The organism is Pokkaliibacter sp. MBI-7, assembly GCF_029846635.1.
Lineage (GTDB): Bacteria > Pseudomonadota > Gammaproteobacteria > Pseudomonadales > Balneatricaceae > Pokkaliibacter.
In genome coordinates this window covers 1,488,714-1,501,331 of record NZ_JARVTG010000001.1, presented here as the reverse complement: position 1 = coordinate 1,501,331, position 12,618 = coordinate 1,488,714, and the positions used below count along the sequence as shown (strand labels likewise).

Below are 12,618 nucleotides of genomic sequence, written 5' to 3'. Positions count from 1 at the left end.
ACCTTTCTGCCCACTACAGATTATTCTTGCTCTATCGCTCGCCTGATCAGGAGAAGCATCGTGTCACAGGACAACCTGGTAATCGCCGGAAAAACCTATCAATCCCGTCTGTTGGTGGGAACCGGCAAGTACAAGGATCTGGAAGAAACCCGTCTGGCCATTGAGGCCAGCGGGGCTGAGATTGTTACCGTGGCGGTGCGTCGTACCAATATCGGGCAGAACCCGGGCGAACCGAATCTACTGGATGTCATTAACCCTGAGCGTTACACCATCCTGCCCAATACCGCGGGCTGCTTTAATGCCGAAGAAGCCATTCGTACCTGCCGTCTGGCACGTGAACTGCTGGATGGGCATGATCTGGTCAAACTGGAAGTGCTGGCTGATCAGCAGACCCTGTACCCCAATGTGGTTGAAACCCTGAAGGCAGCAGAAGTACTGGTCAGGGAAGGCTTTAAAGTGATGGTCTACACCAGTGATGACCCGATCATCGCCAAAGAGCTGGAGCAGATCGGCTGCGTCGCGGTAATGCCGCTGGGCTCTCTGATTGGTTCTGGTCTGGGTATCGTCAACCCTTACAACCTGCGCATTATTCTTGAGCGGGCAACAGTGCCTATTCTGGTTGATGCGGGAGTAGGTACTGCATCGGATGCGGCCATTGCTATGGAGCTTGGTTGTGAAGGTGTGCTGATGAATACGGCGATTGCTGCCGCTCAGCAACCAGTGCTGATGGCATCGGCCATGAAGAAGGCCGTAGAAGCCGGCCGTGAGGCTTTTCTGGCAGGACGCATGCCCCGCAAGTTGTACGGTGGCGCATCATCACCGGTCGATGGCACGATTTTCCGCTAACGGTTAACTCCGGTTTCTGTACCTGCAACGCGGCGGCCGCGCATACGGTTGCGCGGCCGCCGCTTGGGGTCTGTATAAGTACACCGGATCGATAACGTCTTCCGCTTCAGGCTGTCAGTAATTTAAAGGGCAACGGTGCAGGCTTGTCCGGCAAGGCATAGTCCAGCTGCCAGACCTCACTGACCACGCTCTGGTAGAGCGAGTGGAAGTCCAGTCCGTACGTCATGTTGCCATTATCGGTCAGCTGAGACAGATCGAAGGTATCTCCGTACACGCCCCCTTTGACCTGCCCGCCCATAACAAATACGGGCGCACCGGTACCGTGATCGGTGCCACCGGAGCCATTTTCCTTCGGTCTTCTACCAAACTCCGAAAAGGTCATGACCAGTGTGTTGTCCCAGTGACCGCTGTCGATCAGTGCGGTGCGCAGGGCTGACATGGATTCAGCGAAGACTTTCAGCAGCTGGGCGTGGGTATTAGCTTGCCCCCGATGGGTATCAAAGCTTCCCAGTGCCAGCTTGTACACCGGCAGTTCTGCTCCCATTCCCATCAAGCGGGCAACATTGTTGGCCTGCATACCGAACGGATGCCTGGGGAAGGTGGTGTTAACGGGTTGCTCACTGTCATGCAGTTTGTTGAGCCAGGCAACACCCTGATTCACTTGCTGTTGCAGCCTTACAATAGCCTGCTGTTCGCCACTACTCTGTTGGCCATACTGCATGTTGAAGACATGCTGGCGCTTAAGAAACTGATCCAGATTACCATCCAGTGCCAGTACACGTCCGCGGGTGCCATTGAGAGGCCCCAGCGCCCCGCCAAGCACGATGGCGTCGCAGGGCAGAGGGTTGGCCATGTGCGGCAATACAGGGTCAAGCCAGCCACTTTTCAGGTATTGATCACTGGCGGATGCGGTTTCCCAGATCTCAATGGAGCGAAAATGCGAAAGGATGGGTGAGGGGTAGCCGACATTCTGCAGCAGGGCCAGTTGCCCCGCATTCCAGCTGGGCAGCAAGGCTTGCAGTGAGGGGTGAAATGCCAGTTCGTCATTCAGGGTAAGCTGCTGCTCCTTGTTGATATGCAGTGTCGGGCGCAGCGCGTAGTAGCTGTCCTGGCGGTATGGGATCAGGGTGTTGAGGCCGTCATTACCGCCCTGCAGCTGGACCAGAATAACGGTCTTTCTGCTGGCTTTCGGTGCCGAATCGGCCCAGGCCAATACCGGTGAGACAGCATGAATCGCCGCCAGCCCGGCACCGAGTTGTAATAAACTGCGACGAGTAGGGTTAAAGGCCTTGGATGTGTTGTGCTTCATACATCCTCCAGATTATTTAAGTTGGAAGGACGGGTCAGTCAGCCACTGCACGATTTTTTGCGGGCAGCTGCTGGCAAACGTTTTGCGTAATGGTGGAGTGGGCATCAAATCAGCAAGGGGCTCGGTCGAGCAAGCCTGCTGTTGTTCTGTCAGACGCTTTCCATAGTCCCTGCCATAACTTGCAAGAATATTTTGCCGGTCTATCAGATAGGTCGAAGTCAGCCAGTCATTACCGCTAGGCCATCCCTTGACATTGGGTGGGTTGAACAGGTCCTGCCCCAGCGTGCGCAGTTGTTTGGCTACAGCTGCGGAGGGGAGGTCGTTTCCGGTCTTCACCAGTATGGGGATCAACAGCTCCACAGGTGATTTGACCTGATTGCGTGGCCGGTTGCGATATTCATCTGTGGCCTTGATAGCATCAATCAGATCAGCGATTTCATAGTTCTGATAAAACCCCTGTGCCAGCTGGTTAACACGTTGTGGTGCCGGCTTCCCTACCCAGTAGGCCCATAACTTTTCTGTAATAAAATGCGCTGTTTCGGGATTGTTGAGCACAATGTCGAGAATATCATCCCCGTTCAGCTTGCCGCTGTGATCCATAAAGATCTTGTCACTGTCATCGTGCTGTTTGAGGTTAAACATGAACTGACGCTGTTTATTCAGACTCCAGCCAGTGAAAGCACGGGCGGCTTCCTTGACGTCCTGCTCACTGTAGTGGCCTTCGCCAAGAGTAAAGAGTTCCAGCACTTCGCGGGCAAAGTTTTCATTGGGAGCCTGCCGCAGATTACGCACGCCATCGAGGTAAATCAGCATTGCCGGGTCTTTGGCAATCGCGTGCAGGAACACACGAAAATTACCCATGGCATAGCGGGTGATCAGCTCATGCTGTTGCCAGATCAGATTGGGTAGCCTGACTTTCTGGATGCTGGAAGTGAAGTGATTGTGCCAGAACACCACCATGCGAGTGCTATCAGACTGGTTGTCTGCACGCATTTCGTCTACCCAGGCGGCTTTCAAATCCTGATTGCATTGATTGAGGCTTTTGTTATATGCAGGCCTGTCCTCCTGCGGAATCTTGCCTGGCAGCACCCACTCGCGCGACAGACAGTCTGGTGGGGTGGCAGCTTGCGCAGCAATGGGCAGGAACAACAGGCACAGGCTCAGCAAACCGACACTGTGAAGATGCGTTAATACTTTAGACATGATGACTGGCGGCTCCCTCTACGACATCAAACAATCATGGTAGCGGGAGAGAGGTCCTGACTTCCGCCACCTCCTCAAGAGTTTAATGTTGGCGCTGTCAGGGTGTTAGCGGCAATGCGGTATAAAACGTATCGATGTGTACAAAAAATGAACGCTCTGTAGGGCGATTGCGCACCAACAGAGCGTTTAGAGCGATTGAATCAGCCGTCCTGATTGATCTTGCTGATCAGTTCCTGCAGTACGGTGCTGGCCTGATCATTGGCCACCTGACAGGTCCCCGCGTTAGCATGACCGCCACCACCATATTGCAGGCAGAGCTCACCGATATTGGTGTTGGAGCTGCGGTTCAGAATCGATTTGCCAACAGCAAATACGGTGTTCTGCTGCTTTAGCCCCCACATCTGGTGGATGGAAATATTGCACTCGGCGAACAGGGCATAGATGGTGAAGCGATTGGTGGCGTAGATGGTTTCTTCGTCACGCAGGTCCAGTACCACCAGATTGCCATGTACGGTGGCACAGCGTTTTAACTGGTCCACTGCTTTTTCAGCATGATCGAAATACAGTTCCACCCGTTCTTTAACATCGGGCAGTGCCAGAATGTCTTCGATGCTGTGGTTGGCGCAGTAGGCAATCAGTTCCATCATCAACTGGTAGTTGGAGATGCGGAATTCACGGAAGCGGCCAAGGCCGGTGCGGGCATCCATGATGAAGTTGAGCAGTACCCAGCCCTCGGGGTGCAGAATTTCTTCACGGTTGAAGCGGGCGGCATCCCCCTTGTCAACGGCTTCCATCATATCGTTCCAGGAGGCCGGAAAACGCTCGGTACCACCGTAATAGTCATAGACCACGCGGGCCGCAGAGGGCGCTTCGGGGTCGATAATATGGTTGTCAGCCTTGTCCTTGTTACGCAGGGTTTCGCTCAGGTGATGGTCGAAGGCCAGATGGCAGCCGGCCACATAGGGCAGGTTGGTGGTGATGTCCCGCTCGCTGATATCGACCAGCCCGTCCTGCATATCCTTGGGGTGTACAAACTTGATGTCATCGATCAGACCAAGATGGCGAAGGAGCACGGCGCAGACCAGGCCGTCGAAATCGCTGCGGGTGACCAGACGATAGGTGGTGGGTGTCGACATCATATCCTCCCATGGAATCGGTTTTACGTCGGAATGGTGGGTGGCGGTCAGTCCTGACCTGTTCCGCGTGTACTCAAAGCTGCCTTTGTTTATAACGTATTCCTGAAATAACGCTAGCCGCTCTTCGTTGTGTGATGCATCTACAGGATGTGCAGTTGACCGCTATGGCTGGCGCGCTAGAATAGCCGCCTATTTTTTCATCAGTGTTAAGGCAGGGCTGTGACCTGCGACACTACTCTGGTAGAAAGGCCTCCTATTGAGGGCCGCTACTTTCTCTTCACTCATGGCATGGCAATGACCGACGAACAACAATCTGACCTCCCCGCTGAACCGCAACGTCATATGCGCGAAGTGCGCTCTTTCGTAAAGCGGGTAGGTCGCCGTACTCCCAGCCAGGAACGCGCCCTGGAGCAGCACTTTGCCGTTTATGGTCTCAAGCTGGACAACGGCCTGATCAACCCTGCCGACATTTATGGCCGTGAAGCGCCTCTGGTGGTGGAAATTGGCTTTGGTATGGGCGACTCCATGGTTGCCATGGCCGCTGCCATGCCCGATAAAAACTTCCTCGGAATTGAAGTGCATGAGCCCGGTGTGGGCCGCCTGCTGAACAATGTCAGCCTGCAAGGTCTCAGTAATGTCCGGGTGTATTGTGACGATGCAGTCAAAGTGCTGGCTGACTGTCTGGCGGATGCCAGTATAGATACCCTGCAGCTGTTCTTCCCTGATCCCTGGCCGAAGAAAAAACATCACAAGCGCCGTATCGTTCAGCCTGACTTTGTCGAGAAGCTGCGCAGCAAACTGAAGCTGGGTGGCGTATTCCATATGGCTACAGACTGGCAGCCTTATGCCGAGCACATGATGGAAGTGATGACCATGGCTCCCGGATACAGCAATGTGCAGGGCGTGGGCGAGTATTCGCCGCAGCCGGAATGGCGGCCGGTAACCAAGTTTCAGCGTCGTGGTGAAAACCTCGGCCACGGAGTCTGGGACCTGATGTTCGAGCGCACGGAGTAAGTCGCGTGCCCTGGTTGCGACTGCCCGAACTGGCACTGGAGATCGATCTCGGTGCCACTGATCTGCAGGCGCAACCCCTCTCTGCTGATGTATCTTCCTCACCGACCCTGCTGGCGGCTTTACAAGCCCGGGCGGTCCCTGTCCGTCAGGCCTGTCGAAATGGCGTCTGCGGAATTTGCCAGTGTACCCTGCTGTCCGGAGCGATCAGTTACCGTGGTGTTACGCCCCATGGTCTCAACCAGCGTGAGCTCGCTGCCCATCGTGTTTTGACCTGCATTGCCTATGCGGACAGCGAAGAAGTTGTGCTGAGCAAACCTTGCTTTCCTCCCCGTAATTAGCCGATATGTTCGCCGTATGAAAAGAATGCACGACAGGATACGGCGTCTGTTGAAGAAAAGTGCAGGGATGGGGCAGGCTGTGGGGTGGCAGAGCCAATGAGGGTACAAGGCCGTTGAGTCGTGTCCCTGGCAAAAACGGTACAGAATGGGTCTGTACCGTTTTGCGGGAACTCAGATCAGCTACAGGGTTTTGAAAAACACCTTGGAGTTGCGCTGGTAGTTGTAGAGTTCTTTCTTCTTCGCAGGCAGACGGGTCAGCGGACTCAGCACAAAGCCGTTTTCTACAAACCAGTGAGCCGTGCGTGTGGTCAGTACAAACAGTTCACTCAGGCCCATTTCACGGGCCCGTCGCTCAATATGTTCCAGCATCTGCAGACCGCGATCATCGCCCCGATACTCAGAATGCACGGCAACACAGGCCAGCTCAGCACAACCTTCATCGGGGAAGGGATAAAGCGCCATACAGCCTATGATGGTGCCGTCACGATCCACCACGGTAAAACGCTCAATCTCAGCCTCCAGCAGCTCGCGTGAACGGCGCACCAGAATGCCTGCCTCTTCCATCGGACGCAGCAGCTCAATCAGGCCACCGACATCCTCAATAGTGGCCTGACGCATCTGTTCATACGATTCCTGAATCACCATGGTGCCGGAGCCTTCGCGGCTGAACAGCTCGGTAAGCAGCGCGCCATCGGTCTGGTAGGAAATCAGATGGGTGCGTTTTACCCCTCCCCGGCAGGCGTCCACCAGTGCTTTCAGGATACGCGCCAGCTGGCTGATGGGATCATGCTCACCCAGACTGGCCAGATGCTGTTTCACCAGACGCTCGGCTTTGGCTGCCAGCAGCTCGTTGATCACCTCACCATCCTTGTTGACCACCCCCGGCTCATCGCCAAAGGCAATCAGCTTGTCTGCCCTGAGGGCCGTGGCGGTGCGGGTAGCCACATCTTCCACTGACAGGTTGAACACTTCACCGGTGGGGGAGTAACCCAGGTTGGACAGGACGACAATGTTACCCTCTGCCAGCAAACGATTGATGGCGTTGGCATCCACCCGCCGGACTTCGCCGGTGTAGCACATGTCCTGCCCGTCACGGACTCCCAGAGGGCGGGCCGTCACCACATTGCCACCGATCACGCGGATCTGGGCATTGAACATCGGTGAGTTGGCCAGACCGAGTGACAGCTGGGCCTCGATATCAATACGGGCGAGACCGACCGCTTCTTTCACACAGTTCAGGGTGGCTTCGTCGGTGATGCGCTGGTGCTGATACATGCGGCTTGGCAGGCCTCGCTCCTGCAGTCGAGCCTCGATCTGCGGGCGGGTGCCATACACCAGTACCAGTCGTACCCCCAGACTGTTGAGCAGGCTGATGTCGTGAATGATATTGGCGAAGTTGGGGTGCTCCAGCGCCTCACCCCCCAGCATCAGTACAAAGGTTTTGCCACGGTGGGCATTGATGTAGGGCGAGCTATGGCGGAACCAGCTGACGTTTACCTGTGCCTGGTTGTTCACGTTGTTCTGTTTACCTCAATTGGGTTGCGAAGCTGCTCCAGCTCCGCGGTGGTAAAGGAGCCTACTATGGGAAAAACAGCCCGGATCATCAAGCCTCAGTCTGCAGACAGTAGCGTTTGATCAGACCGCGCAGGATGCGTACAGCAGGTTCGATCTGATCAAGCGCCAGAAATTCATCGGGCTGATGGGCCTGATCAATGGAGCCGGGGCCGAGTATCAGGGTTTCCATGCCCATTTTCTGCAGGAACGGGCCCTCAGTGGCAAAGGCCACGCTCTCGGCGCTGTGGCCGGTCAGGCGTTCGCAGGTCTGGATCAGTTCCAGTTCGCGCTGATTGGAGAACGCCGGAATATGCGGGAACAGAGGATACAGCTCGAATTTGACATTATGGCGCTCAGCCACAGGTTGGAGCCGCTGTTGCATCTGCGCGAACAGTTCATCGTTGTCCATGCCGGGTAAGGCGCGCAGGTCGAACTCCAGTTCACACTGGCCGCAGATGCGGTTCGGATTGTCGCCACCATGGATGCAGCCCAGGTTGAGGGTCGGTACCTGTACGGTAAAGTCGGCATTGCGGTAGCGACTCTGGATATCCTGACGGAAGCCCATCAGCTCGGTCATGACGCTGTGCATGGCTTCCATGGCACTGTTACCCAATGCCGGGTTGGAAGAGTGGCCCGCCTGCCCGGTAATGCGCAGACCATTCATCATGATGCCTTTGTGCTGATAGATGGGCCGCAGGCTGGTTGGCTCCCCGATCACTGCCTTGCGGGCCTTGAGGCGACCGGATTCGGCCAGGGCGCGTGCCCCTATCATTGAGCACTCTTCATCAGCGGTAGCCAGAATGATCAGGGGCTCCTTGAAGCCTGCCGGGCCGGGTTGTTCGAGGAAGGGCAGCAGCGCTTCGATGGCGACGGCGAAGAACCCCTTCATGTCACAGCTGCCCAGACCATACAGTTTCTGGTCGCGCTCAGTCACCCTGAACGGGTTGCTCTGCCACTTCTCCTCATTGCAGGGCACGGTGTCGGTATGGCCCGACAGCACCAGTCCACCGGGGCCGCTGCCCAGCGTGGCCATCAGGTTGAACTTGCCGGGGGCGACTTCCATCACTTCAGTGGTAAAGCCCAGATGGCTGAGCCAGCCTTCCAGCAGCTCGATCACCCCCCGGTTGCTCATGTCGAGATCCGCACGGGTACAGCTCACCGAGGGGCTGGCGATCAACTGTTCGATTTGCTGGCGAAGGCTTGGCAGGGCCATGGTTTTCTCCGGGGCGATTGATTCTCAGATGCGTCACAGCCTGTTAGGCTAAAACCATTCCACCGCTTTGTATAGGCGCCACGCGATGGCTGGGCGGCCTGTGGTGGGGTGATCAGCCGTTGATCGCCCGTTTTTTTGTCGTCTTTGCGGGTGTGATTCTGCCGTGCCGCACTGACAGCGTGTCCATACCTTTAGGATAGTCACCGATGACCATGATGCAGTGGCATGACCTGCTGAGCACCGAACGCCTCGGCAAACAGGAACAGGAGCAGCGTGAGCCGGGACGCACGCCGTTTCACAAGGACCATGACCGCATCGTCTTTTCCAATGCCTTCCGGCGCCTGACCAAGAAAACGCAGGTTCATTCACTTTCCCATAATGACAACGTCCATAACCGCCTGACTCACAGCCTGGAAGTCAGCTGTGTCGGTCGTAGTCTGGGGATACAGGTCGGCCAGGCCATTGCCGGACAGCTACCTGCACACTGCAGTCCCTATGATCTGGGGGCCATCGTGCAGTCTGCCTGTCTGGCCCATGACATTGGTAATCCGCCCTTTGGCCATTTTGGCGAAGCCTCTATTCGCCACTGGTTTACCGAAGCGCGTAAGCGTGGCCTGCTGGACGGTCTGACCGATGCCCAGCAACAGGATTTTCTGGTGTTTGAGGGCAATGCGCAGGGCTTCCGTGTACTGACGCAGCTGGAGTATCACTACCAGCGCGGCGGTATGCGCCTGACTTACGCCACTCTGGGCGCTTTTCTCAAATACCCCTGGGTATCGGATCATCCGATGGTCGCGGTGAAGGAAAAGTACGGCTGCAATCAGGCGGAGCAGGGCATCCTGCAGCAGATTGCCGACAGGCTCGGCCTGCTGCCCCGCACAGATGGCGGCTATCACCGTCATCCGCTGGTGTATCTGATGGAAGCCGCTGACGATATCTGCTACGCCATTCTTGATCTGGAAGACGGTGTCGAGCTGGGTTTGCTGCGTGAAGACGAAGTGGTGGATATTCTGCGGCCGTTGGTGGGGCAGGCCAAACTGGATGAGTTGCGGCATAACACCTTTGAGGCGGCGTACTCCCCCAACTCCACCAAGAAACTGTCACTGCTGCGTGGCAAGGCTATCGAGCATCTGGTCAGTGCGGTATGCGATGCCTTCGTGCTGCATCATCAGGCGATTCTGACAGGTCAGCTGGACGGTGATCTGATCAGCCATTGCGATGAGGCGACCCGCACCAGTGTGCAGCAGGCCAAATCCGTCGCCCGTGAGCGTATTTTCCGCCACAGCGCCCGTACCCGTTCTGAACTGGCGGCGTATGCCACTCTGGAAAAGCTGCTGACCCATTTTATTGACGCAGCGCGTGAGCAGGCGCTTCACCCCGGTATAAGCTTCAAGAGCGAGCGCCTGCTGATGCTGATGGGATCGACCCGACCGGTGGCAGGCGATGATCTGTACACCTGCTATCTCAAGGTGCTCGATTTTATCAGTGGCATGACAGACAACTATGCGGTTGCCACGGCGCGAGAAATTACCGGACATTTTCCTGCCTGATCTGGCGTGTCCCAACACGTTGTTATAGCAAGCTGATCGAGGCAGACGGATACACAGGAAGCCCTAATAATGAGTCATGAAACCGAACTGAAACTGAGCCTGACGCCTGCCTTTGTGGATGCGCTGCGGCACCACCCGCTGCTGCAGCAGGCGGAGGATCAGGGCAGTAAAACTCTGTTCAATACCTACTTCGATACCCCTGATCTGGCACTGCAACGCAACCGGGTGGCACTGCGTATCCGTCGTGCTGGTGAGCAGTACCTGCAGACCCTTAAAACCCAGGGACATAGCCTTGGCGGGCTGCACCAGCGAGGCGAGTGGGAATATCCGCTGGCAGGGCCGGTTCTGGATCTGTCGTTGCTGCCGGAAGGGTCCTGGCCCGTATCGTTGGAGCAATGCCTGGAAAAACTGACCCCAGCTTTCACGACGGATTTTGTGCGTCATCAATGGCGGCTGCGCTGGCGTGACAGTGATATCGAGCTGGTGCTGGATCAGGGCAAGGTACTGGCAGGTGAGCGCACGCAGGTCATTTCCGAAGTGGAAATGGAGCTGAAGCAGGGGCAGGTGGCAGACCTGTTCAGTCTGGCTGAGCAGCTGGCACAGGACTTGCCGCTCTATGTCTGTGATATCAGCAAGGGTGAGCGTGGTTATTGTCTGTTTCTGCAGCAGGAGCCGCGAGATCAGGCGGTCCCGCAGTTGGAGAGTGATGCCAGCCACGAACAGGTATATGAGCAGTTGTTTGGCTATTATCTGAATGGCTGGCAGCGCCACTGGGAAATCTATGCCAGCACCGGGCTTAGCCGCCATCTTGAGCTGGTACGGAGCCATATTCGCTCGCTGATTGACGTCATTCTCAGTTTTGCGGCGGTCATCCCGACGCCGGACAAGGCAGTGGCACAGCAGCTGTCCCTGCTGGAGGCGCGCTTGTCAGGAATGCTGGCATTTCGCACCATTCAGGGGCTGACCGGTCTGGAGCACAGTCCGCTGTTGAAGCAGGAGCGCCTGAACTCACGTCAGGCCTGGCAGCAACTGCTGGATGAGCCCTGGGTGGGGGCATTGCTGCTACAACTAAGTGCCTGGCTGGTGCTGAAGCAGTGGCGATTGCATGCAGATGCCGAACAGCAGGCTCAGCAGGCCGCCAGCTTTATTGGTTCGTGATGATTTATTCGGACTGGCTGTCCAATACTGTCAGGGCAGAAATAATTCTGACTAAATGACAGAGGTACACTTACTCTTTTTCGCTGCTGTACCGCAGAGGCTGCTAGTGACAAAGGCTGCCGCCTCTGAGAGCGTGAATACGATCTGAGGCTGTGTTGCTGGCAATGCTGACCGCACTGCAGAAACTGACCACCGGACAACGGTGGGTGCTGATATCTCCTCGACAGGCGCGCTGACTGGCGGCTGTTCATGAATTAAGGAACAGGCATGGGCAAAGCAACGATTCTGGTGGTGGATGACAATCCGGAAAATATTGACGTACTGGTCGGCGCGTTGGGGGAGGGCTACCAGCTACGGGTGGCCCTCAGCGCTGAGAAGGCATTACAGATTGCCCAGCGTCAGCCATTGCCGGACATCATGCTGCTGGACGTGATGATGCCAGGGATGGACGGCTATGAACTGTGCCGCCGTCTCAAGCAGGATCCCCTGACCCAGCGTATCCCGGTGATGTTTATCACTGCCCGCAACTCCAGTGAAGATGAAGTCAAAGGGCTGGAAGCGGGGGCGGTCGACTTTATCTCCAAACCCATCAATCCACGTATCGTCAAGGCCCGTGTGGCGGCACAGCTGGCTCTCTACGATCAGCAGAAAAGCCTGTCGCAGCTGGTGCAGCAGCGCACCTCCGAGCTGCAGCTGGCGCAGCAGAAAATTATCCAGTATCTGGGCAAAGCGGCAGAGTACAAAGACAACGAGACAGGTATGCATGTGGTGCGGATGAGCCACTACGCCTATCTGCTCGCGCATGCCATCGGTATGGATGAAGAAACCGCCCAGCTGCTCAAGCAGGCTGCCCCCATGCATGACATCGGTAAAATCGGTATTGCGGATCATATCCTGCTCAAACCGGGCAAGCTCGACGCCACCGAGTGGGCCGAAATGCAGCGCCATGTGCAGTACGGTCTGGAGATCATGGGGGATGATGATTCCCATCTGTTACTGACGCTGGCACGGGAAATCATTGCTCATCACCACGAAAAGTGGGATGGCAGCGGTTACCCTCAGGGTCTGCGGGGTGAAGAAATTTCCCTTGCCGGGCGTATCGTGGCGCTGGCCGATGTGTTTGATGCCCTGACTTCAGTGCGGCCTTATAAGCCGGCCTGGAGTGATGAAGACGCTATCGGCTTTATTCGCGACCAGTCAGGTCAGCATTTTGAGCCGAGGCTGGTGGACGCGTTCGTGACACTGATGCCACAGATTCTGGAAGTCCGCTCCCGTTACGGCGATTGAAGGGAAACTG

The 12,618-nt window shown here is 56.3% G+C and carries 11 protein-coding genes; 6 read left to right on the top strand and 5 right to left on the bottom strand.

Going from position 1 to position 12,618, the window contains the following annotated elements:
- Positions 1 to 60: 60 nt before the first annotated feature.
- Positions 61 to 846 (top strand): thiazole synthase, encoded by a 786-nt coding sequence (locus QCD60_RS06800; RefSeq protein ID WP_279783604.1) that lies wholly within the window; start codon positions 61 to 63, stop codon positions 844 to 846.
- Positions 847 to 952: 106 nt separating this feature from the next.
- Here the strand turns inward: QCD60_RS06800 and QCD60_RS06795 are convergent, their stop codons facing one another.
- From QCD60_RS06795 to QCD60_RS06785, 3 genes are all read right to left on the bottom strand, one after another.
- Positions 953 to 2,155 (bottom strand): DUF1501 domain-containing protein, encoded by a 1,203-nt coding sequence (locus QCD60_RS06795; protein ID WP_279783602.1) that lies wholly within the window; start codon positions 2,153 to 2,155, stop codon positions 953 to 955.
- A gap of 12 nt (positions 2,156 to 2,167) precedes the next feature.
- Positions 2,168 to 3,358: a DUF1800 domain-containing protein gene (locus QCD60_RS06790; RefSeq protein WP_279783600.1), complete on the bottom strand. Its 1,191-nt coding sequence runs from the start codon at positions 3,356 to 3,358 to the stop codon at positions 2,168 to 2,170.
- Positions 3,359 to 3,558: 200 nt separating this feature from the next.
- Complete coding sequence (locus tag QCD60_RS06785; RefSeq protein WP_279783598.1) at positions 3,559 to 4,497, bottom strand: exopolyphosphatase; 939 nt, start codon at positions 4,495 to 4,497, stop codon at positions 3,559 to 3,561.
- Positions 4,498 to 4,788: 291 nt separating this feature from the next.
- On the opposite strand from QCD60_RS06785, the gene trmB reads away from it, so the two are divergent.
- Positions 4,789 to 5,508, top strand: a complete 720-nt coding sequence (gene trmB, locus QCD60_RS06780) for a tRNA (guanosine(46)-N7)-methyltransferase TrmB (RefSeq protein WP_279783596.1) — start codon at positions 4,789 to 4,791, stop codon at positions 5,506 to 5,508.
- Positions 5,509 to 5,513: 5 nt separating this feature from the next.
- The gene (locus QCD60_RS06775; RefSeq protein WP_279783594.1) at positions 5,514 to 5,846 is read left to right on the top strand and encodes a 2Fe-2S iron-sulfur cluster-binding protein; all 333 of its coding nucleotides are present in this window, start codon (positions 5,514 to 5,516) and stop codon (positions 5,844 to 5,846) included.
- Positions 5,847 to 6,026: 180 nt separating this feature from the next.
- On the opposite strand, the gene argA is transcribed toward QCD60_RS06775, so the two are convergent.
- On the bottom strand, positions 6,027 to 7,361 hold the full coding sequence (gene argA, locus QCD60_RS06770) for an amino-acid N-acetyltransferase (RefSeq protein ID WP_279783592.1): 1,335 nt from the start codon (positions 7,359 to 7,361) through the stop codon (positions 6,027 to 6,029).
- A gap of 88 nt (positions 7,362 to 7,449) precedes the next feature.
- A complete protein-coding gene (gene argE / locus QCD60_RS06765) occupies positions 7,450 to 8,613 on the bottom strand; it encodes an acetylornithine deacetylase (protein WP_279783590.1) in 1,164 nt (387 codons plus the stop codon).
- A 206-nt stretch (positions 8,614 to 8,819) separates the two neighbouring features.
- Between argE and QCD60_RS06760 the strand changes: the two genes are divergently transcribed.
- The 3 genes from QCD60_RS06760 to QCD60_RS06750 all read left to right on the top strand — a co-directional run bounded on the left by QCD60_RS06760 (position 8,820) and on the right by QCD60_RS06750 (position 12,608).
- On the top strand, positions 8,820 to 10,163 hold the full coding sequence (locus QCD60_RS06760) for a deoxyguanosinetriphosphate triphosphohydrolase (protein ID WP_279783588.1): 1,344 nt from the start codon (positions 8,820 to 8,822) through the stop codon (positions 10,161 to 10,163).
- A 69-nt stretch (positions 10,164 to 10,232) separates the two neighbouring features.
- Positions 10,233 to 11,321 carry a CYTH domain-containing protein gene (locus tag QCD60_RS06755; protein WP_279783586.1) on the top strand — a complete coding sequence of 363 codons (1,089 nt, stop codon included), beginning with the start codon at positions 10,233 to 10,235 and terminating at the stop codon, positions 11,319 to 11,321.
- A 267-nt stretch (positions 11,322 to 11,588) separates the two neighbouring features.
- Positions 11,589 to 12,608 (top strand): two-component system response regulator, encoded by a 1,020-nt coding sequence (locus tag QCD60_RS06750; protein ID WP_279783584.1) that lies wholly within the window; start codon positions 11,589 to 11,591, stop codon positions 12,606 to 12,608.
- Positions 12,609 to 12,618 lie beyond the last annotated feature (10 nt).